The sequence below is a fragment of the Aeromonas sp. FDAARGOS 1408 genome (assembly GCF_019048665.1).
GTDB lineage: Bacteria > Pseudomonadota > Gammaproteobacteria > Enterobacterales > Aeromonadaceae > Aeromonas > Aeromonas dhakensis.
This window is the reverse complement of the sequence record NZ_CP077394.1, coordinates 3,255,730-3,275,920: the sequence shown is the minus strand read 5'-3', so window position 1 is coordinate 3,275,920 and position 20,191 is coordinate 3,255,730. Positions and strand designations below refer to the sequence as shown.

The window sequence follows — 20,191 nt, the reverse complement described above, 5'->3', positions numbered from 1 at the left end:
GTACTTACACACTCCGGTTCCTGCGCTGCTCTTCACCTTGCTGACAGCCTCTCGCGACAGACCGTGAACAGTTCTTGGAACCAAAACAATCAGGGCGCCAATGGCGCCCTGATTGTTTTTCTATTCGCTGGTGCTGATTCACTCTCTTGCCGCAAGAGAGTGAACCCGTATTCACTCGTCCATAAAGAGTTCGAGCAGCACGTTGAGATAGCGATGGCCGAGGGGGGTGAGCTGCCAGCTGTCGCCGAGATCTTCGATCAACTCCTTGCTCTGGGCGATGGTCAGCATGGTTTCTACCCGCTCCAATTCAAGGCCGGTGTAGGCCTCGAACTCCGCCTTGGGGGCCGGTTCAAACAATCTGAACCGGTTCATGAAGTACTCGAGCGGCAGATCGTCCGCACTCACTTGCCACTGCTCGTCCAGATAGGGACGGCTCGGATCCAGATAGCCTTTCGGGTGCTTCACCTTGGCGGTGCGCAGGATCTGCTGGTTGGCGAGATCCGTCACCTTGCCGTGGGCGCCGCAGCCGATCCCCAGATAGTCGCCGAAGCGCCAGTAGTTGAGGTTGTGGCGGCACTGGTAGCCCGCCTTGGCATAGGCCGAGATCTCGTACTGCTGATAGCCCTTGGCGGTCAGCATGGCGTGGCCCTGCTCGTAGATCTCCCACAGGGTGTCATCTTCCGGCAGTTTGGGCGGCTTGGAGGCAAACGCCGTGTTCGGCTCTATGGTGAGCTGATACCAGGAGAGATGCGGCGGCGCACAGTCGATAGCCTGCTGCAGGTCGTAGAGTGCATCGTCCAGGCTCTGATCCGGCAGGCCGTGCATCAGATCCAGGTTGAAAGTAGGAAGCTTGATGGCGTGGGCCAGTTCGGCGGCCTTGCGCGCCTCCTCGGGGCCGTGGATGCGGCCGAGGCGGGTCAGCTTCTCCTGCTGGAAGCTCTGCACCCCGATGGAGATGCGGTTGATGCCTGCCCGCTGGAAGCCGGCGAACTTGTCCGCCTCCACCGTGCCCGGGTTGGCCTCCATGGTGATCTCGCAGTCCGCAGTGAGTTCGATGCGTGCGCGCACCCCGTCCAGCAGCACCTGCATGGCCTCCACGGAGAGCAGGCTCGGCGTGCCGCCACCGATGAAGATGGAGGAGAGGGGGCGCCCCTGGGCCCAGTGCAGGTCTTGCTCCAGATCCTCCAGCAGGGCGGCCACATACTCGAGGTGGGGCAGCTCCCCCTTCTGGGCGTGGGAGTTGAAGTCGCAGTAGGGGCACTTCTGGACACACCAGGGCACGTGGATATAGAGGGAGAGGGGCGGCAGTTGCAGCATGGGGTTTCCAGTATTCAACAATCAAAAGGGGTCGGGTTGCACTTGTCGTCGATGACAACGGGCCGGGGCGCCGCGAACGAAACGGGGGCCGACGGCCCCCATTGTAGATGACAACGCGGCGGGAGACAGTGCTTTAGTTGACCGCCGCCAGGGCCGCTTTGAGCTTGGCCAGGGCCTGGCCACGGTGGCTGAGCTGGTTCTTGAGCTCGGCCGGCATCTGGGCCGAGGTGCAGTCGTGATCGGGGACGAAGAACACGGGGTCGTAGCCGAAGCCGTGCTGACCGCGCGGCTCGTCGATGATCATCCCTTCCCAGCTCGCCTGGCAGATGACGGGGGTGGGATCGTCGGCGTGGCGCATGTAGACCAGCACGCACCAGAAGCGGGCGCTCTTGAGGTACTCGGGGGCCCCTTTCAGCTCGCCCAGCAGCTTGTCGATGTTCTCCTTGTCGCTGGCACCGGCGCCGGCAAAACGGGCGGAGTAGACGCCGGGGCGGCCGTGCAGCAGATCCACTTCCAGGCCGGAGTCGTCGGCAACCGCCGGCAGGCCGGTGACGCGGGCGGCGTGGCGGGCCTTGATGATGGCATTCTCGACGAAGGTGGTGCCGGTCTCGTCGGCATCGGAGACCGCAAACTCGCTCTGTGGGATCACCTGGATCTTCATATCGGCCAGCATGGCGGCCAATTCCTTCACCTTTTTCTGGTTCCCTGTTGCCAGGACAAGCTTGTTCATCGAGCACCTCCGCAAAAATAATCTGCGCATTCTATGCGGGGCTGGCGTCCAGGAAAAGCGCCAATTGCCTTGGATCACCCTCACCGGGGTCATGGCAAGATGTGAATAAAATGAATGTTTCCTGAATGGAATAACAGAAGTGATTAAATACCATTTCAATTCATTACTGTGAGTCAGTAGACTCGCGCCCCAATCCATTTCCCCATGCCACGAGGTGACTGATGCCATTGATTCTTCTGCTTGTACTCCTAGTGCTGTTCAGTCCGCTGGCCATCGACATCTACCTGCCCGCCATTCCGCAGATGGCCGAGCAGCTGGGCGCCGAGGTGACCCTGATGCAGGGCACCATTACCTGGTTCCTGTTCAGCATGGGACTGGGGCAACTGTTGGTGGGGCCGCTGGCCGACCGCTACGGGCGCAAGCCCATCGCCCTCGGCGGTGTGCTGCTCTACGGTCTGAGCGCCCTGGGTGCCGGCTTTGCCGCGAGCCTCGGCGAGCTGATGCTGGCGCGGGTGCTGCAGGGCCTCGGCGCCTGTGCCACCTCGGTGGCCGCCTTCTCGGTGGTACGTGACAGCTACGGCCCCAAGAAGAGCGGTCAGATGATCTCCTACCTGAACGGTGCCATCTGTTTCATTCCGGCGTTGGCCCCCTTGCTCGGTGGCTGGCTCACCGCCAAGGCGGGCTGGTCGGCCAACTTCTGGTTTATGGCCGGTTATGCGGCCATCGTCGGCAGCTGGCTGCTGTGGCGGATGCCGGAGACCCGACCGGAAGAGACCCGCAGCGGCGGCCCGCTCATCAGCTGGTCGCGCTACAGCCCGGTGCTGCGCTCCCCGAGCTTCCTGTTCAACGCGACGCTGTGCATGCTGGCGATGGCGGTGATCCTGGCTTATGTCACCGCGGCGCCGGTGCAACTGATGGTGCGGCTGGGGCTGGACATGAGCGGCTTCAGCTACTGGTTTGCGGCCAACGCAGCGCTCAACATCCTGGCCTGCTTCCTGGCGCCCCGTTTCATCGCCAGAGTGGGGCCAAGACGCACCCTGCGCATCGGTCTGCTGGTGCTGCTGCTCTCCGCCATCTCCCTGAGCCTGTCGATGCACATCGATCATCCGCTGGCCATGATGGGCCCGGTGTTCCTCTCCAGCATCGGCTTTGCCATGATCCTGGGTTCTGCCGCCGGCATGGCGCTGGCACCATTCGGTCACTGCGCCGGTACCGCCGCCGCCCTGCTCGGCCTGTTCCAGATGAGCGGCTCCGGTGCGCTGGTGGGCTTCATCGGCGCGCTGATGCACGACCCGCTGAACCAGCTGGCACTGCACATGTGGCTGTTGCTGCCCCCGCTGCTGGTGCTGATGACCCGCCAGGGCCGGCGCTTGTGTTTGCAATAAATCCTGTGCTCTGATGGGCACACTCAGGGGGCCTTGGGCCCCCTTCTCTTTTGGCAGGCCAAAGGTTTGCCTGCATCTCATGACACAGCTACCCGTGGAGAAAACCGGATGAGCCACACAATCAATGCCGCCCTGGTGGGTTACGGCTTTGCAGGCCAAACCTTTCACGCCCCGTTTCTGACCAGCACGCCCGGGCTCTCCCTCGGCTGGGTGGTGAGCCGCGATGCCGCCAAGGTGCAGAGCGATCTGCCCGACTGCCGGGTCGGTTCGCTGGCCGAGGTGCTGACGGACCCCTCGGTCGACCTGGTGGTGATCGCCACTCCCAACGACACCCATGCCCCCATCGCCCGCGAGGCGCTGCTGGCCGGCAAGCACGTAGTGATCGACAAGCCGTTCGCCCTGGATCTGGTCGAGGCGAAGGCGCTGGTCGAGCTGGCGGAGAAGCAGCAGCGACTGCTCAGCATCTTCCACAACCGGCGCTGGGACGGGGACTTTCTCACCGTACGCCGCCTGCTGGCTGAGGGGGCGCTCGGCCAGGTTGCCCAGTTCGAATCCCACTTTGATCGCTATCGTCCCGAGGTGCGTCAGCGCTGGCGCGAGGCGGGTGGCCCGGGCTCCGGCCTCTGGTTTGATCTCGGCCCCCATATCCTCGATCAGTCGCTGCAGCTGTTCGGTCAGCCGGACTGGCTGCAGGCGGATCTGGCCCAGCAGCGCCCCGGCGCCCTGGCGGATGACTACTTCCATGTGGTGCTGGGCTATGGCGAGATGCGGGTCGTGCTGCACGGCAGCTGCCTGGTGTCGGCCACCATGCCGCGTTTCGTCATCCACGGCAGCGAGGGGTCCTTCATCAAGTTCGGCATGGATGTGCAGGAGGAGCAGCTCAAGCTCGGCATGCGGCCGCCGGCGGCAGACTGGGGCGTGGACAACGAACCCGGCCAGCTCAGCCGGATCCGCGATGGTCAGCTGCAGCAGCAGAGCGTGGCCGGCGAGGCGGGGGATTACGGCGCCTACTATCGCGGCGTCTGCGCCGCCATCCGTGGGGAAGGCGACAACCCGGTGCCGGCCGGCGAGGCGCTGGCGGTGATGGCGCTGCTGGACCTGGCCCGCGACAGCGCCCGCGAGGGTAAGCGGCTGGCTTGTCAGATCCTGTCTGACTGAGGCGGGGTCCGCGCGTGATGGCCGGCACCATGCAATAGCCGTTTATTGCCAGCCATCACGGGGCCTGTGGCGTTCTATTGTACAAAACTGCGCCATTTACAGTGTTTTGTATTAATGTTTGTCGTTGTAGTAGTTCTTTTCATCCAGCCAACGAGAAAATATCATTGTGATACTCGTTTTCATTGGGCGCGTATGGGGATATATTTCGCGCGCCTCTTGGCTCCCGGCATATGGGTTTTTCACCGGGTGAAAGGACGCACTGTGATGGTTGTACCAACCATCTCTCCATATTTTTCTGAGGGTATGCACATGAACAAAGTACTGGTAGCCGGTATCCTGGGTCTGATGTTGACCGCTTGTGGTCAGAAAGAAGAAGCCGCCGCTCCGGCCGCTACTCCGGCCGCCGACGTTGCTGCAACTGTTGAGAAAGCTGCTAGCGAAGCCACCTCTACCGTAGAGAAGGCTGCTTCCGAAGCGACTGCAACCGTTGAGAAGGCTGCCGCTGACGTAGCCACCAAGGCAGAAGCCGCAGTGAGCGATGCCAAGGCCAACTAAGCCTGCACCTCATCTGAAGAACGGGCCCGAAGGTAACTTCGGGCCCGTTTTTTATGTCCGCTCGGGCCAGCTCCCCGCCTTGTGCTGGACACTCGCCGGCTAGCACGCCGGATTGAGGCGGGAGGTGAGGATGTGATCCTCCCAGCGGCCGTTGATCATCAGGTACTCTTTGGCGTACCCCTCCCGCTCGAAGCCGAGCCGCTCGAGCAGGGCGCCGCTGCGCTGATTGGCCGGCATGTAGCTGGCCATGATGCGGTGCAGGCCGTGCTCCCGGAACAGATAGTCGATGCCGGCCCCGACGATTTCCTGCATCAGCCCCTGTCCCTGGTGGGCCTGATCGATGGCGTAGCCCAGGTGGCAGGCCTTGAAGGCACCCATCAGGATATTGGTGAAGTTGCAGGTGGCGATCACCTGCTCGCCGTCCGGCTCGAGCGCCACCAGGTGCACCCCGCTGCCGTTGAAGAACTGGCCGTAGCTGTCGCGCAGCCGGCCGTGCCAGTGGCTCAGGGTATAGAAGCTCTCGTCCCGGCTGGGCTCCCAGGGGGTGAGGTGAGCGCGGTTGCGCAGATAGAAATCCAGCATCAGATCGGCCCGTTCGGGGGGCAGTACGGTGAGCCGGCTGCGGGCCGTGCACAGGTGTGGCAGTGCCATCAGTGATCCCTCTGTCCAAGCCACTCGTCGCGCAGCAGGCTGTAGTGAACGTGATCCACGATGCGGTCGGCCAGCCGCTCGGCACGGCGGGTGATCCCCTCCTGCTGCATGCCGAGGCGCTCGCAGACGGCCCGGCTGGGCTCGTTGTCGGTGGCGGCGCTGATCTCCACCTTCTCCATCCCCATCTCCTCGAAGGCGTGATGGATCAGGGCCTGGCAGGCGCGGGTGATGATGCCGTTGCCCTGCCAGCGTTCGGCCAGCCAGTAGCCGATGCTGACCTTGGCCAGCGCCTTGTCGATCTGGTTGTAACCGATGACGCCGACCACCTCCCCCTGATACTCGATGGCGGTGGTCAGCCCCTCGCCGCGGGCAAACTTCTCGATGGCGTGGCGGATGAAGGTGGCGCTGTCGGCGGGTTGCTGAATGTAGGGGGGCCAGGGCAGCCACTGGGTCAGGTAGTCGCGATTCTCCCGACAGAGGGCAAAGAGTTCGCTGGCCATGTCGGGCTGCAGGAACAGCAGCGCCAGCTCGTCATCCAGTTGCCATGAAAACATCCGCACCTCCCGTTGCAGCAGGGGCCCGCAATGGGCCGTAGAACCGCCAATGTAGCCAATCAACCCATTGTTAGCCAAGGACTTTCAGCCGTTATCAAGGCTGCGCTATCCCCATATGGAGGGGCGGCTCCGACCGTCATTGGGGCGCCTTGTCATTGTTCGGCCTTTCCTGGTGTTATTCGCCATTTTTTCGGCTCTTTACGCTACCAAAAACAGGCAACAGCAGATTCTGCTATGGATTCATGCTGGGCTGTCACATATGACAGGCAGCAATTCCGATCGCGCCAACTAGTGTAGGAGCGCTGGGCAACGGACCCGGCGTGTAATCTTCATCGACTTAAGGAAAAGACGGATGAACAAAGTCTATTTGGCCGTTGTATTGGCCTGCTGGGGAAGCGCAGCCTTGGCTGCAGAACAGGTTGACGTACATCAGGTTGCCGGCATTCAGGGAGCACCGAGCGGTGCCGCCGGCGTCAGCGCGCTGGCCGGGGATGGCGAGTTCCGCCAGGTGCGGGCAGTCAAGCTGCCAAACGGCCAGCAGCGGGTGCGCTATGAGCAGACCTGGCACGGTATCCCGGTCTGGGGTCAGGTGCTGGTGGCCGAGCAGTCCCTCGGTGGCCAGATCAGCCAGGTCTCCGGCCAGATCCTGCGCCAGATCGATGCCGATCTGGCCAGCCCGACCGCGGCCCTGTCGCCGGCCGATGCCGCCAGCAAGGCGCGGGCCGGGGCCAAGGGCAGCAACGAGCGGGTCAAGCTGTTCGTGATGCAGGATGACGCGGGTCAGGCCAAGCTGGTCTATCTGGTCTCCTGGCTGGCGGCGAGCGAAGAGCCGAGCCGTCCCTTCGTGATGATCGATGCCCAGACCGGTAACGAGCTCAAGCGCTGGGAGGGGATCAACCACAAGGATGCCACCGGCCCGGGCGGCAACATCAAGACCGGCAAATATTTCTACGGCTCCGATTTCGGCCCGCTGCAGGTGGATGACAACTGCCGCATGACCAGTGCCAACGTTGACACCCTCAACATGAATCACGCCACCACGGGCGGCACCATCCACCAGTTCACCTGCCCGGAGAACACGGTCAAGGAGATCAACGGTGCCTACTCGCCGCTCAACGATGCCCACTACTTCGGCAACGTGGTGTTCGACATGTACCGCAACTGGTACAACACGGCGCCGCTGACCTTCAAGCTGAAGATGCGGGTGCACTACAGCCGCAACTACGAGAACGCCTTCTGGGACGGCAGCCAGATGACCTTCGGTGATGGCGCCACCACCTTCTATCCGCTGGTGAGCCTGGACGTGGCAGCCCACGAGGTGAGCCATGGCTTTACCGAGCAGAACTCCGGGCTGGTCTACTCCGGTCAGTCGGGCGGCATCAACGAGGCCTTCTCCGACATGGCGGGGGAAGCGGCCGAGAACTACATGAAGGGCAGCAACGACTGGCTGGTGGGTGCCCAGATCTTCAAGGGCAACGGCTCCCTGCGCTACTTCGAGGATCCGACCCGGGACGGCAGCTCCATCGGCCATGCCAGCGACTACTATGACGGCATCGACGTGCACCACAGCTCGGGTGTCTACAACCGCGCCTTCTACCTGCTGGCCAATACCAGCGGCTGGAATACCCGCAAGGCCTTCGAAGTGTTCGTGCTGGCCAACCGTCTCTACTGGGGCGCCAACACCACCTTCGATCAGGGCGCTTGTGGCGTGACCAAGGCGGCGACCGATCTCGGTTACAGCGTGACTGACGTGGCGGCCGCCTTTACCACGGTCGGGGTCAATGCCACCTGTGGCGGTACCACTCCACCCACTGGCAGCGTGCTGCAAAACGGGGTACCGGTGACCGGTCTCTCCGCTGCCAAGGGTGGCAAGCTGAACTTCACCATCGACGTGCCGGCCGGCAAGAGCCAACTGGTGATCGCCAGCAGCGGCGGTACCGGCGATGCGGACCTCTATGTGAAGTTCGGCAGCGTGCCGACCAGCAGCAGCTATGACTGCCGTCCGTACAAGAGCGGCAACGCCGAGACCTGCACCCTGAACTCGCCCAAGGCGGGGACCTGGAACGTGCAGCTGAGCGCCTTCAGCGCCTTCTCCGGGGTGACCCTCAAGGCCAGCTACTGATCACCAGTGGCCGTTGACAACAGTGAAGCGCCGGACTTGTCCGGCGCTTTTTTTATGCGGGTTTGCCCGCCCAGCGGGCGGCCAGGGTACGGGCTGCCTCCAGCACCCGCTCCTTGGCGGGGTTGGGGCGCTTGCCGCTGCGCCAGGCCATCATCACGTCCCAGTGATCCGGTGGCAGATCCACCACGTCCAGCTGCACCAGTCGGCCAAATTCCAGATCCCGGGCGATGGCGAGGGCCGGCATCAGGGTGATGAAGCCGTGTTCCAGCGCCAGCTCCCGCGCCGCGCTGGCGGGCTGGATGGCGTGCAGCGGGCTCGCCACCTGGCGCAGCAGACGCAACTGCAGGATCAGCTCGTCGCAGCCAGTGCCCCACTGCTGGGGCGCCAGCCGCTCGTTGGCGATGTCCTGCAGGGTCAACCCCTGTCGCCCGGCCAGCGGATGGGTGGCGCAGGCCACCGCTATGATGGGGGAGCGATAGAGCAGCTCGAGCTGGATGCCGGCGATGGCGGGGCACTTTAGGATGAAGCCGACGTCGGTCTCGCCGGTCAACAGCTCCTGCATGATGATGCCGGAGTGATCCGTGTTGCAGCGGATCTCGAAGGTCTCGTCGACCAGTGCCAGCAACAGGGGGCCGAACACCACTGTCGTCAGGGAGGGCAGGCAGGCGAGCCGGATGCGCGGCAGGGCCGGTGCCCCCTGCATGGCCAGCCGGCCCCCTTCCAGCGCGCTGAGGGCCGCGCTCGCCGAGGGCAGAAACTGCTCGCAGGCAGGGGTGGGGGTGGCGCCGCGCCGGTGGCGGCGAAACAGGGGCTGGCCCAGATCCTGCTCCAGCACGGCGATCCGCTGGCTCACCATGGGTTGCGACCAGCCGCGCACGGCCGCCGCCTTGCTGAAGCTGCCGCGATTGACCACATCCAGCAGCAACTGCAGATCGTCGAGGGTCATAGCCATAAGATAATCCAATATGAAATATAGCCAGTTGTCGGCTACCACTATATCTGGCGTCCTTCCAGAATAGCAGTATCAATCGTTGTGCTTTGGCATATTGCCACACCGGCTCAGGGGCTTGCAGCACCTTGAGTCCGTTTGGTGACGGCGTCATTCGGGCGACGAGCAGTAATCGATATGAATGTCATCAGAGCAGCAGGGGACGGGTAGTCATGGTGGATCGGGCGAGGCGGTTGGGGCGGTGGTTTTTGGCGTTGGATTCCCTCTTGGTGATCCTGGGGTTCTTCGTGGTGATGCCCATGATCAGCCTGCGCTTCGTGGATCAGCTCGGCTGGGCGGCCGGGGTGGTCGGCCTGGCGCTGGGGTTGCGCCAGCTGACCCAGCAGGGGTTGGGCATTCTGGGGGGCTCGCTGGCGGACAAGTTCGGGGCGCGCCCGCTCATCGTGGGCGGCATGCTGCTGCGGGCGGCGGGTTTTGCCAGCCTGGCCTATGCCCAGAGCGGGCTGGAGCTGATCCTCTCCTGCATTATCTCGGGGCTCGGCGGCTGCCTGTTCGACCCGCCCCGGGCGGCGCTGGTGATCAAGTTCACCCGGCCGCGGGAGCGGGGTCGCTACATCTCCTTGTTGATGATGCTGGAAAGCGCCGGCGCCGTGGTGGGGGCCTTGCTAGGCAGCTGGCTGCTCAACTTCGATTTCGAATACGTCTGTCTGCTGGGGGCCGGCCTGTTTGTCTGCGCCGCCCTGTGCAACCTGCTGATCCTGCCCCCCTACAAGCTCTCGGTGCGGCCGACCCCGATCCGCGCCGGTCTCGGCCAGGTGCTGGCCGACAAGGCATTCTGCCGGCTAGTACTGATCCTGAGCGGCTACTACGCGCTCTGGGTGCAGGTGATGCTGATCTTCCCCATCTTGGTCAAGCAGATGGCGGGCAGTACCACGGCGGTGGGCTGGATGTATACCCTGGAAACCGCCATCTCGCTGGCGCTGCTCTATCCGCTGGCGCGCTATGGCGAGCGGCGCTTCAAGCTGGAGAGCCGACTGATGGCCGGGGTACTGCTGATGACCACCGGCATCGGGCTGGTGGCCTTTGCCAACACCCTGCCAGCCGTGTTCATGCTGCTGGCCTGCTTCTATCTGGGGATCGTCATCGCCGAGCCGGCGCGGGAGACCCTGATGACCAAGCTGGCGCAGCCGGGGGCGCGCGGCAGCTACATGGGCTTCAGCCGGCTAGGGCTGGCGCTGGGAGGCATGACGGGTTACGTGGGGGGCGGCGCCCTGCATGACTACGCCATGGCTCAGGGGCAGCCCTGGTTGCCCTGGCTGGTGCTGGGCACAGTGGGCGTGACCACCTTGCTGCTGCTGGCCAACTGCTTTCATCGCGAGTCGAGTCTGGCGCGGGTCAATGTCTGAACGGGCATAAAAAAACCGGCCGCAAGCGGCCGGTAAAAAATACAGTAGGCTACAGGAAGACTTAGAAGTTGTACTGCAGGGCCACGGCGACCACGTCGTCGGTGTTCTTGCCCAGCGAGTTGGTGTGGGTGCCGTTGACGTTGTCCAGCAGGTTGATCTTGTAGTCAACGTAGGCGTTGAAGTTGTCGGTGAAGTTGTACCAGGCACCGATGGAGACGTATTCGGTGGCGGTATCATCGATGCCGCGTGCATCGTCTTTCACGTCGGTGCGCAGGTAGGCCACGGACGGCTTGAACTTGCCGAAGGCATACTGGGCCACGGCTTCGTAGCCATCCATCTTCTCGGCGTAACCGTTGAAGGTGCTGACGTACATGTGGTCTTCACCGTGGGAGTAGGTGGCAGCCAGGTAGAGGTCGCCGACGGCGTACTTGGCGCCCACGCCGTACAGTTTGGCGTCGCTGTCGCCACCGAAGGAGGCGTTGGCAGCCTGCTCGTCGGTCTTGCCGGCCTGGTTGTAGGCGGCACCCAGGCTCAGGCCCATGTCGAAGTCATAGTTGGCGGACACGGCGAAGCCTTCGGCGGAACCCTTCGGATTCCAGGTTGTGTTGTTGGTGCCAGTCAGGTTGGAGCGATCGGCGTTCTGCGGATCGTTGTTGCCGGTGAACTGGGCACCCAGGGTCAGGCCCTGATAGGTGTAGATGTACTGAGCCAGGCCGTTGGTACGACCGGTGCCGAACACTTCGGTGTCCTTGCCCAGGCCGTCACCGCCCCACTCGGGCAGCACGTCGGTGTAGTTGTTCACGGCTTTGGTGAACAGGCCGTCCTGACGACCGTAGCTGAAGGCACCGAAGCGATCGTGCTTGATGCCGGCGTAGGCATAACGCAGCTCGTCATTGTCGGAACCGGAGGTCGGCAGGTTGTACTCGGCAAAGCCGAAGGCCTGCATTTCCGGAGCAATCTTGGTTTCGCCGGCGATGTGCAGACGCAGGTAGCTGGCGTCGCCTTCAGAACCGTTGTCATCAGTGCCGTAGTACATGCCCTGGGCGCGACCACCGATGTCGAGCTTGGTGTCGTTCTGGTTGTAAACGGTCGCGGCTTGCGCACCACCGGCCAGCAGCAGGCTGGAGATGGCCATGGTCAATGCTGTTTTTTTCATTGTTCGTTCCTCTGGTGTAAACACTGTCGGACCTGTGCTCGGCCCTGTTGATCGGTTTCTGTTCCGATAGCCCAGAGTAGCCCTGTGAACCTTGATAGAAACTGAAGCGGACAAGGATTAATTAATGGTTTGACCAGAAAGGCAGGCATAAAAAACGGCCCAGAGAGGGCCGTTTGAACATTTGTGGAATTAAATGCTGTTTAGAGCATCATGCCACCGAAGAAGAAGCCGAGCGCTACGGCGATGGCGATGGTGGCCACACCCGGTACGAAGAAGGGGTGGTTGAACACGGCCTTGCCGATGCGGGTAGAGCCGGTGTCGTCCATCTCGACTGCGGCCAGCAGGGTCGGGTAGGTGGGCAGCACGAACAGGGCGCTCACGGCGGCGAAGGAGGCGATGGCGGTCAGCGGGCTGACACCCAGTGCCAAGGCGGCCGGCATCAGGGCCTTGGTGGTGGCGCCTTGTGAGTAGAGCAGCATGGCGGCGAAGAACAGCACCACGGCCAGCAGCCAGGAGTACTGGTTCAGCAGGTCGCCGGCGATGAGCTGGATGGTATCCATGTTGCCCTTCACGAAGACGTTGCCGAGCCAGGCCACACCCAGTACGCAGATACAGGCGGACATACCGGACTTGAAGGTGGGCATGTTGGTGACCTGGGTCACGTCCAGTTTGCACACCAGAGTCATGATGGTGGCCGCGGCCAGCATGATGCCCATGATGGCGCCGTCACGGGGGATCGGCGGGTTGGTGATGAGGCCCACTTTACCGGAGATGGCGGTGGCATAGGCCATCACGGCCACGATGGCGGCGATGAAGATCCAGACCGACAGCTTGGCGTAGGGTTTGATCTCGAGCTGGGTGGTACCACGCAGCTTGATCTGCCCCTTGGCCTTGCGCTCCAGGTAGACTTCGTCCTGGTCCAGCGGCTTGCCCAGCATGTTGGCGACGAAGGCACCGAGGATGCAGGCGATGAAGGTGGAGGGGATGCAGATGGCCAGCAGGGTCAGGTAGTCAACACCGAACGGCTCCAGCATGCCGGAGAAGGCGACCACGGCTGCGGAGATGGGCGAGGCGGTGATGGCGATCTGGGAGGCGACGACCGCGATGGAGAGCGGACGGGACGGGCGGATGCCCTGCTCCTTGGCCACTTCGGCGATCACCGGCAGGGTGGAGAAGGCGGTGTGACCGGTACCGGCCAGCATGGTCATCAGGTAGGTGACCACAGGGGCGGCGAAGGTGATGTATTTGGGGTTCTTGCGCAGGGCTTTTTCGGCCAGGTGCACCAGGTAGTCCATCCCGCCGGCCAGCTGCATGCAGGCGATGGCGCAGATGACGGACGCGATGATCATGATCACGTCCCAGGGGATGTAGGTGACCAGCTGATCGCTCGGGATCTGCACCCCGAGGCCCCAGGTCAGCACCAGTACCCCCAAACCACCGGCAAAGCCGATGCCGATGCTGCCTATCCGGGCCCCCAGATAGATAGCGGCGAGCACGACGAGCAACTCGATTCCAATCATAGTGAACACTCCATTTTCCAGTTTTTTTAGGTTTTATTTGGCAGAAAAGCCAATTCCCGATGGGGCTGGGCAAGACCTATCGGGAACTGACTCTATGGGCCGGGATGATCCCGGCCCATTTGCTCGCTTATACAGTAGCTTCGCGGGTGTAACGCTTGGCTTTGTATTGCGGGTTCATCAGGTTCTCGATGGAGAGGATTTCGTCCAGCTGTTCGGCGGTCAGCAGGCCGCGTTCCAGCACGACTTCACGGACGTTCTTGCCGGTCTGTGCACAGATCTTGCCGACGATGTCGCCCTCGTGGTGGCCGATGAAGGGGTTCAGGTAGGTCACGATACCGATGGAGTTCAGCACATGGTTCATGCAGATTTCCGGGTTGGCGGTGATGCCTTCCACGCACTTCTCGCGCAGGGAGATGCAGGCCTTTTCCATCAGGCTCAGGGATTCGAACATCGCCTGACCGATCACCGGCTCCATGACGTTCAGCTGCAGCTGACCGGCTTCGGCGGCGAAGGTGATGGTGACGTCGTTGCCGAAGACCTTGAAGCAGGACTGGTTGACCACTTCCGGAATGACCGGGTTGACCTTGGCCGGCATGATGGAGGAGCCAGCCTGCATTTCCGGCAGGTTGATCTCTTTGAGTGCGGTGCGCGGGCCGGAGGAGAGCAGACGCAGGTCGTTACAGATCTTGGAGAGCTTCATCGCCATGCGCTTGATGGCGCCGTGCAGCATCACGTAGGCACCGCAGTCGGAGGTCGCTTCGATCAGATCTTCAGCAGGCACATAGGCGCGACCGGTGATCTCGGCCAGGCGCTTGATGGCCAGGGCGGAGTACTCGGGCGGGGTGTTGAGGCCGGTACCGATGGCGGTGGCGCCCAGGTTCACTTCCAGCAGCAGCTCCTGGCAACGCTTGATGGACTTGATCTCTTCGCGCAGGGTGACGGCGAAGGCGTGGAACTCCTGACCCAGGGTCATGGGCACCGCGTCCTGCAGCTGGGTACGACCCATCTTCAGGATGTTCTTGAACTCGGCAGCCTTGGCATCGAAGGCGGCGATCAGCGCTTCCAGGGCAAACAGGGTGGTGTCGGTGCTGTTCACCACGGCGACGCGGAAACCGGTGGGGTAGGCGTCGTTGGTGGACTGGCACTTGTTGACATGGTCATTGGGGTTGATGACGTCGTAGCGGCCTTTTTCCAGACCCATCAGCTCGAGGGCGATGTTGGCCAGTACTTCGTTGGTGTTCATGTTGACGGAGGTGCCGGCACCGCCCTGGTAAACGTCGACCGGGAACTGGTCGAAGCATTTGCCGGTGTTCAGCATCAGGTCGCAGGCTTCCACGATCTTGTCTGCAATTTCAGGACGGATGGTGCCCAGCTCGCCGTTTGCCAGCGCGGCGGCCTTTTTGGTCAGCACCATGCCGCGGACGAATTCCGGAACGTCAGAAATCTTCTGAGAGCTGATCTTGAAGTTCTCGACGGCGCGCAGGGTGTGTACGCCGTAGTACATGTCGTTGGAAACTTCTTTGGTGCCCAGCAGGTCTTCTTCAATGCGGACGTTCTTGATGTCGCTCATTGTAATGCCTCAGAAATCAGATAAATGGAAACGATCCTCACCGAGTGGTCGCGAGTTCCTTACGCACGGTTCATCCTGAAGCACCACACATCGAGTGGGGCGGTTGGAGGCCTTTTTTGCCTCCTTCATTACTGACGTCGATATTACCCCAATTGAGGTATCTGATATTAGACCTGGATCACTAAATTTGAGACAACCTCAAATAACTTGTGGTCATTAAACAGATATTGCAATCGACCGATTAACTTTGACAGAACAATGACTTCAATCACAGTCCGGCAAGCCGGTTTTTCTGCGGATCCGGCGCTGCGTCACCCTCCGCACTTGAAAAGTGCGCGCTGACCCCCATTTTAATCAGCAGGAACCGATATCATGGCGGGTTGGCAGCGGCATCGACGGCTGTCTGGTCTCGCCGGCGGTTCATTCACATTCACCCGCACTGAGGTTGTTATGGGCAAGTTGTTTCTATTGTTGGTCGGTCTGGTGGTGCTCGAGCTCACCGTGATGATCGAGGTGGGCTCCGTGATCGGCGCCTTGCCGACCGTCGGCCTGCTCATTCTGACGGCGGTGCTGGGCTCCTCTCTGGTGCGCAGCGAAGGGATCAAGACCCTGTTCAATGCGCAGCAGAAGATGCAGCAGGGGGAGATGCCGGGACGTGAGGTGATGGGGGGCATGATGCTGGCGCTGGCCGGTCTGTTGCTGATCATCCCGGGCTTCGTGACCGATTTCTTCGGCATCCTGCTGCTGCAACCCTGGCTGCGCAACAAGCTGGCTGACAAGCTGATCGGCAGCAACCAGTTCAGAATGCAGATGGGCGGTTTTCAGGGCCGTCAGCAGCCGTTCGACGAGGTGCCTGGCAGTGACCAGCCGGGTCAATCCCCGCGCGCCGGTACCACCATCGAAGGGGAGTTCGAGCGCAAGGAGTAAGCGCTGCGCTCAATCCCGGGCCATCAGGGCTTGCCCTGATGGCACAACTGCTCGAAGCGGTGGCGGGCATACCACCAGGCCAGAGTGCCCGCCGCCAGGTTCGCCAGCAGGATCCCCAGATAAATCCCCTGTTCTCCCCCCAGTTTTGCCCCCAGCCAGGCTCCTGGCAGCAAGAAGACAAACAATCGCAAGCCGTTGAACAGAAAAGAGATGCTGGATGCCCTCACGCCATTCAAGGCGGATGCCAGCAGCATCACCATGCCCTGAAAGCCATAACCGATGGGTACCAGGTGCAGATAGAGCACGATGAGGCGCACCACCTGCGGGTGATCGCTGAACAGATCGGCGATGAAGGGGGCCAGCAGCCAGGTCAGCGCGTAGACCGCCAGCTGGAACAGCAGGGCGAAGCGCATGCAGAGCTGCAGCGCCGCCTTGGCGCGGGCCGGGTTGCCGGCGCCGCAGTTCTGCGAGATGAAGGGAGCCAGCACCGAGGAGAGCGCCATCATCACGATGAGCAGCAGGGCCTCGACTCTCGAGGCGGCGCCGTAGGCGGCCACTACTTCGGTGCCCAGTCCGGCGAAGATGGTCATCAGCACCGCATTGGCCAGCGGGTTGAGCATGTTGGTGAAGGAGGCAGGCACGGCCACGTGCAGCAGGGCGCGCCAGTGGGCCAGCAGCTGCGGGCGCGGGGAGAGGCGCCAGCGCAGCAGGCCCTCGCGGTGGCGCAATATATAGAGGCTGACCAGCATGGCCATCAGCCAGGAGAGGGAGGTGGCGATGGCGGCGCCGCGGATCCCCCACTCGGGAAAGGGGCCTATGCCGAAGATGAGCAGGGGATCCAGCACGCCGTTGACCAGCCCGGCCACTGTCATCACCAGGCTCGGGGTCTTGGTATCGCCGGTGGCCCGGATGGCGGCATTGCCCACCATGGGCAGCACCAGCATGGGGACGGTCAGATACCAGATCAGCATGTAGTCGTAGATGAGGGCGATCAGCGCATCGCTGGCACCGAGCAGCCGGAACAGAGGGTGTATGGTGAGCGCCCCCGCCACGGCGATGAGGGTGACCAGCAGCACCGCCAGGAACAGGTTGTCGGTGGTGATGCGGGCGGCCTCTTCATGCTTGCCCTGGCCGAGGGCATGACCCATCACGGCGGAGAGGCCGGCCCCCAGCCCCATGGCCAGCGAGGTGACCACGAAGGTGACCGGAAAGGTGAAGCTGATGGCGGCCAACGCCTGGGTGCCCAGCATGCCGATGAAGAAGGTATCGACCAGGTTGAAGGCGAGGATGGCGACGATGCCGAGGATCATGGGGCCCGTCATGCGCAGCAGTACGGACGTCATGGGGGCTGTCAGCAGGGGATTGGGTCGGGTCACGGGCTGGTCTCTGTACATCTGGCGGAGTTCTGGCTGCTGGCAGCACAAACCGGTTTCCTGACCGGGACTCGGGCGATCCATCGAAGACCTTCATAGTACGTGAAAATATTTTTTTTGTATTTGCCCTTGAAGGGTTAACAAACGTACCCCACATCGGAGACATATCTAATTTGGCCAGGAATGGCCATTCCTCAAAGCAACACAGAGACTCATTTTGGGAGAGTTATCGATGAAAATTCGTCCACTGCACGACCGCGTCATCATCAAGCGCATCGAAGCTGAAGCCAAATCCGCTGGCGGCATTGTCTTGACTGGTACGGCGGCCCAGAAGTCCACCCGTGGTGAAGTTCTTGCCGTGGGGACTGGCCGAATTCTGGATAATGGCGACGTCAAAGCCCTCGCCGTCAAGGTTGGTGACAAGGTGATCTTCAACGAAGGCTACGGTGTGAAGACCGAGAAGCTGGATGGTCAGGACGTGCTGATCCTGTCTGAAACCGACATCCTGGCGATTGTCGAAGAGTAATCCACCCCTTTCCCCCAAGAATTGATTGAAGGACTGAACAAAATGGCAGCTAAAGAAGTCAAGTTTGGCAACGAAGCCCGCATCAAGATGCTGGAAGGCGTCAACATCCTGGCCGATGCCGTCAAGGTGACCCTGGGCCCGAAAGGCCGCAACGTGGTGCTGGACAAATCTTTCGGCGCTCCGACCATCACCAAGGATGGCGTCTCCGTCGCTCGCGAAATCGAACTGGAAGACAAGTTCCAGAACATGGGCGCCCAGATGGTCAAGGAAGTCGCTTCCAAGGCCAACGACGCCGCCGGTGATGGTACCACCACCGCGACCGTACTGGCCCAGGCCATCGTCAACGAAGGCCTGAAGGCCGTTGCCGCCGGCATGAACCCGATGGATCTGAAGCGCGGTATCGACAAGGCCGTGGTAGCCGCCGTTGCCGAGCTGCAAGCGCTGTCTCAGCCCTGCGCAGACAACAACGCCATCGCTCAGGTAGGCACCATCTCCGCCAACTCCGACGAGAAAGTCGGCAAGCTGATTGCCGAAGCCATGGACAAAGTGGGCCGTGACGGCGTCATCACTGTAGAAGACGGTCAGGGTCTGGAAGACGAGCTGGCTGTGGTTGAAGGTATGCAGTTCGACCGTGGCTACCTCTCCCCGTACTTCGTCAACAAGCCGGAAACCGGTGCCGTCGAGCTGGACGACCCCTTCATCCTGCTGGTCGACAAGAAAATCTCCAACATCCGCGAAATGCTGCCGGTGCTGGAGGGCGTGGCCAAGGCTGGCAAGCCGCTGATCATCGTCGCCGAAGACGTTGAAGGTGAAGCGCTGGCGACTCTGGTGGTCAACACCATGCGTGGCATCGTGAAAGTGGCTGCCGTCAAGGCGCCGGGCTTCGGTGACCGTCGCAAGGCCATGCTGCAGGATATCGCCATCCTGACTGGCGGTACCGTGATCTCCGAAGAAGTGGGCATGGAGCTGGAAAAAGCGACCCTGGAAGACCTGGGCCGTGCCAAGCGTATCGTCATCACCAAAGAGAACACCACCATCATCGATGGCGTGGGTGATGCAGTCCTGATCGAGAGCCGTGTGGCCCAGATCCGTCAGCAGATCGAAGAGACCTCTTCCGATTACGACCGCGAGAAGCTGCAAGAGCGCGTAGCCAAACTGGCTGGCGGCGTTGCGGTGATCAAGGTGGGTGCTGCCACTGAAGTCGAGATGAAAGAGAAGAAAGCACGCGTCGACGATGCCCTGCACGCGACTCGCGCTGCGGTGGAAGAAGGCGTGGTTGCCGGTGGTGGTGTGGCGCTGGTGCGCGTTGCCGCCAAACTGACCGGTCTGCGTGGTGACAACGAAGACCAGAACGTGGGTATCAAGGTTGCTCTGCGCGCCATGGAAGCTCCGCTGCGTCAAATCGTCATCAACGCCGGTGAAGAGGCCTCCGTCATCGCCAACGCGGTGAAGAACGGCGAAGGCAACTATGGCTACAACGCCTACACCGAACAGTACGGCGACATGCTGGCCATGGGCATCCTGGATCCGACCAAGGTGACCCGTTCTGCCCTGCAGTTTGCCTCTTCCGTTGCCGGTCTGATGATCACCACCGAGTGCATGGTCTCCGAGCTGCCGAAGAAAGATACCCCTGCCATGCCTGACATGGGCGGCATGGGTGGCATGGGCATGATGTAATTCAGCCCGGGTTACCAAACGGCTCGCTTTTGCGGGCCGTTTTTTTTATGGCGACTAGACTGAGTCTATTGTCAGTGACTTTATCCGAGGTGAACATGCGTGTACTGGGTTTGATTTCATTACTGTTTTCTCTGGCCATGCCGGTAATGGCGCTGGAAACGCCGCAAGGTCCCGTCATCCTGAAGGTGACCGGCAATGTACAACCGGCGGAAGCGACCGAAGGGGTGGTCTCCTTCGATCTGGCGATGCTCAAAGCCTTGCCGCAGCACGAGATCGTGACCGCCAACCCCTGGGTCGACAAGCCGCACAAATATGTGGGCCCCAAGCTGGCCGATCTGCTGGCCGCCGTCGGCGCGGATGGCAAGGCGATCACCTTGACCGCATTGAACAGTTTTCAGATCAGGCTCAACTGGGATAAGGTCAAGCAATACGACCCGATTCTGGCCTGGCAAGATGATGGGGTCACCATGCGGGTACGGAATAAGGGACCGCTTTGGTTTATCCTACCGCTGGATCAATATCCCGAGCTGAAACGCTCGGAGTTTACCGACATGATGATTTGGCAATTGAATGCCATTGATATTCAGCATTGATGTAGTGGCTTCTGGGAGCACG

Annotated in this window: 18 protein-coding genes; 9 read left to right on the top strand and 9 right to left on the bottom strand. The window is 61.8% G+C overall.

The window, feature by feature from the left end; translation table 11 throughout:
• Positions 1-171: 171 nt before the first annotated feature.
• Together hemW and rdgB are read right to left on the bottom strand one after the other, a co-directional pair.
• Positions 172-1,317, bottom strand: coding sequence for a radical SAM family heme chaperone HemW (hemW, locus tag I6L38_RS14995; protein WP_201885136.1), 1,146 nt, complete (start codon positions 1,315-1,317; stop codon positions 172-174).
• A gap of 133 nt (positions 1,318-1,450) precedes the next feature.
• The gene (rdgB, locus tag I6L38_RS14990) at positions 1,451-2,047 is read right to left on the bottom strand and encodes an RdgB/HAM1 family non-canonical purine NTP pyrophosphatase (RefSeq protein ID WP_201885137.1); all 597 of its coding nucleotides are present in this window, start codon (positions 2,045-2,047) and stop codon (positions 1,451-1,453) included.
• A gap of 221 nt (positions 2,048-2,268) precedes the next feature.
• Between rdgB and I6L38_RS14985 the strand changes: the two genes are divergently transcribed.
• From I6L38_RS14985 to I6L38_RS14975, 3 genes are all read left to right on the top strand, one after another.
• Positions 2,269-3,432, top strand: coding sequence for a multidrug effflux MFS transporter (locus I6L38_RS14985; protein WP_195879583.1), 1,164 nt, complete (start codon positions 2,269-2,271; stop codon positions 3,430-3,432).
• Positions 3,433-3,540: 108 nt separating this feature from the next.
• Positions 3,541-4,590, top strand: a complete 1,050-nt coding sequence (locus tag I6L38_RS14980) for an oxidoreductase (RefSeq protein WP_201885138.1) — start codon at positions 3,541-3,543, stop codon at positions 4,588-4,590.
• A gap of 309 nt (positions 4,591-4,899) precedes the next feature.
• Positions 4,900-5,145, top strand: coding sequence for a hypothetical protein (locus I6L38_RS14975; protein ID WP_005309486.1), 246 nt, complete (start codon positions 4,900-4,902; stop codon positions 5,143-5,145).
• A 99-nt stretch (positions 5,146-5,244) separates the two neighbouring features.
• Here the strand turns inward: I6L38_RS14975 and rimJ are convergent, their stop codons facing one another.
• Both rimJ and I6L38_RS14965 read right to left on the bottom strand, forming a co-directional pair.
• The gene (gene rimJ / locus I6L38_RS14970; RefSeq protein ID WP_017764726.1) at positions 5,245-5,796 is read right to left on the bottom strand and encodes a ribosomal protein S5-alanine N-acetyltransferase; all 552 of its coding nucleotides are present in this window, start codon (positions 5,794-5,796) and stop codon (positions 5,245-5,247) included.
• Positions 5,796-6,350 (bottom strand): GNAT family N-acetyltransferase, encoded by a 555-nt coding sequence (locus I6L38_RS14965; protein WP_201885140.1) that lies wholly within the window; start codon positions 6,348-6,350, stop codon positions 5,796-5,798. Before I6L38_RS14965 ends, rimJ begins: the two co-directional genes overlap by 1 nt.
• 352 nt (positions 6,351-6,702) lie before the next feature.
• Here I6L38_RS14965 and I6L38_RS14960 point away from each other — a divergent pair, with 352 nt between their 5' ends.
• Positions 6,703-8,472: a M4 family metallopeptidase gene (locus I6L38_RS14960; protein ID WP_010634996.1), complete on the top strand. Its 1,770-nt coding sequence runs from the start codon at positions 6,703-6,705 to the stop codon at positions 8,470-8,472.
• Between the two features lie 52 nt (positions 8,473-8,524).
• On the opposite strand, the gene I6L38_RS14955 is transcribed toward I6L38_RS14960, so the two are convergent.
• Positions 8,525-9,424, bottom strand: coding sequence for a LysR family transcriptional regulator (locus tag I6L38_RS14955; protein WP_201885141.1), 900 nt, complete (start codon positions 9,422-9,424; stop codon positions 8,525-8,527).
• 209 nt (positions 9,425-9,633) lie between these two features.
• On the opposite strand from I6L38_RS14955, the gene mdtH reads away from it, so the two are divergent.
• Positions 9,634-10,827, top strand: coding sequence for a multidrug efflux MFS transporter MdtH (gene mdtH, locus I6L38_RS14950; RefSeq protein ID WP_005309498.1), 1,194 nt, complete (start codon positions 9,634-9,636; stop codon positions 10,825-10,827).
• Between the two features lie 61 nt (positions 10,828-10,888).
• On the opposite strand, the gene I6L38_RS14945 is transcribed toward mdtH, so the two are convergent.
• From I6L38_RS14945 to aspA, 3 genes are all read right to left on the bottom strand, one after another.
• The gene (locus I6L38_RS14945; RefSeq protein ID WP_095592096.1) at positions 10,889-11,983 is read right to left on the bottom strand and encodes a porin; all 1,095 of its coding nucleotides are present in this window, start codon (positions 11,981-11,983) and stop codon (positions 10,889-10,891) included.
• A 200-nt stretch (positions 11,984-12,183) separates the two neighbouring features.
• Complete coding sequence (locus tag I6L38_RS14940; RefSeq protein ID WP_005309503.1) at positions 12,184-13,503, bottom strand: anaerobic C4-dicarboxylate transporter; 1,320 nt, start codon at positions 13,501-13,503, stop codon at positions 12,184-12,186.
• 127 nt (positions 13,504-13,630) lie between these two features.
• The gene (aspA, locus tag I6L38_RS14935; RefSeq protein ID WP_005309505.1) at positions 13,631-15,073 is read right to left on the bottom strand and encodes an aspartate ammonia-lyase; all 1,443 of its coding nucleotides are present in this window, start codon (positions 15,071-15,073) and stop codon (positions 13,631-13,633) included.
• Positions 15,074-15,523: 450 nt separating this feature from the next.
• Between aspA and I6L38_RS14930 the strand changes: the two genes are divergently transcribed.
• Positions 15,524-16,000 (top strand): FxsA family protein, encoded by a 477-nt coding sequence (locus tag I6L38_RS14930; protein ID WP_019839814.1) that lies wholly within the window; start codon positions 15,524-15,526, stop codon positions 15,998-16,000.
• 23 nt (positions 16,001-16,023) lie between these two features.
• Here I6L38_RS14930 and I6L38_RS14925 read toward each other — a convergent pair whose 3' ends face one another.
• Positions 16,024-17,424 (bottom strand): MATE family efflux transporter, encoded by a 1,401-nt coding sequence (locus I6L38_RS14925; protein ID WP_019839813.1) that lies wholly within the window; start codon positions 17,422-17,424, stop codon positions 16,024-16,026.
• A 181-nt stretch (positions 17,425-17,605) separates the two neighbouring features.
• Here I6L38_RS14925 and I6L38_RS14920 point away from each other — a divergent pair, with 181 nt between their 5' ends.
• From I6L38_RS14920 to I6L38_RS14910, 3 genes are all read left to right on the top strand, one after another.
• Positions 17,606-17,899: a co-chaperone GroES gene (locus tag I6L38_RS14920; protein ID WP_005309514.1), complete on the top strand. Its 294-nt coding sequence runs from the start codon at positions 17,606-17,608 to the stop codon at positions 17,897-17,899.
• A 42-nt stretch (positions 17,900-17,941) separates the two neighbouring features.
• Positions 17,942-19,576 (top strand): chaperonin GroEL, encoded by a 1,635-nt coding sequence (gene groL, locus I6L38_RS14915; RefSeq protein WP_043170383.1) that lies wholly within the window; start codon positions 17,942-17,944, stop codon positions 19,574-19,576.
• A gap of 95 nt (positions 19,577-19,671) precedes the next feature.
• The gene (locus tag I6L38_RS14910) at positions 19,672-20,169 is read left to right on the top strand and encodes a molybdopterin-binding oxidoreductase (RefSeq protein WP_021464683.1); all 498 of its coding nucleotides are present in this window, start codon (positions 19,672-19,674) and stop codon (positions 20,167-20,169) included.
• Positions 20,170-20,191: the final 22 nt, after the last annotated feature.

Coding starts and splice junctions, on each gene's coding strand:
- hemW (WP_201885136.1), bottom strand. CDS start 1,317: ATGCTGCAACTGCCGCCCCTCTCCCTCTATATCCACGTGCCCTGGTGT.
- rdgB (WP_201885137.1), bottom strand. CDS start 2,047: ATGAACAAGCTTGTCCTGGCAACAGGGAACCAGAAAAAGGTGAAGGAA.
- I6L38_RS14985 (WP_195879583.1), top strand. CDS start 2,269: ATGCCATTGATTCTTCTGCTTGTACTCCTAGTGCTGTTCAGTCCGCTG.
- I6L38_RS14980 (WP_201885138.1), top strand. CDS start 3,541: ATGAGCCACACAATCAATGCCGCCCTGGTGGGTTACGGCTTTGCAGGC.
- I6L38_RS14975 (WP_005309486.1), top strand. CDS start 4,900: ATGAACAAAGTACTGGTAGCCGGTATCCTGGGTCTGATGTTGACCGCT.
- rimJ (WP_017764726.1), bottom strand. CDS start 5,796: ATGGCACTGCCACACCTGTGCACGGCCCGCAGCCGGCTCACCGTACTG.
- I6L38_RS14965 (WP_201885140.1), bottom strand. CDS start 6,350: ATGTTTTCATGGCAACTGGATGACGAGCTGGCGCTGCTGTTCCTGCAG.
- I6L38_RS14960 (WP_010634996.1), top strand. CDS start 6,703: ATGAACAAAGTCTATTTGGCCGTTGTATTGGCCTGCTGGGGAAGCGCA.
- I6L38_RS14955 (WP_201885141.1), bottom strand. CDS start 9,424: ATGGCTATGACCCTCGACGATCTGCAGTTGCTGCTGGATGTGGTCAAT.
- mdtH (WP_005309498.1), top strand. CDS start 9,634: ATGGTGGATCGGGCGAGGCGGTTGGGGCGGTGGTTTTTGGCGTTGGAT.
- I6L38_RS14945 (WP_095592096.1), bottom strand. CDS start 11,983: ATGAAAAAAACAGCATTGACCATGGCCATCTCCAGCCTGCTGCTGGCC.
- I6L38_RS14940 (WP_005309503.1), bottom strand. CDS start 13,503: ATGATTGGAATCGAGTTGCTCGTCGTGCTCGCCGCTATCTATCTGGGG.
- aspA (WP_005309505.1), bottom strand. CDS start 15,073: ATGAGCGACATCAAGAACGTCCGCATTGAAGAAGACCTGCTGGGCACC.
- I6L38_RS14930 (WP_019839814.1), top strand. CDS start 15,524: ATGGGCAAGTTGTTTCTATTGTTGGTCGGTCTGGTGGTGCTCGAGCTC.
- I6L38_RS14920 (WP_005309514.1), top strand. CDS start 17,606: ATGAAAATTCGTCCACTGCACGACCGCGTCATCATCAAGCGCATCGAA.
- groL (WP_043170383.1), top strand. CDS start 17,942: ATGGCAGCTAAAGAAGTCAAGTTTGGCAACGAAGCCCGCATCAAGATG.
- I6L38_RS14910 (WP_021464683.1), top strand. CDS start 19,672: ATGCGTGTACTGGGTTTGATTTCATTACTGTTTTCTCTGGCCATGCCG.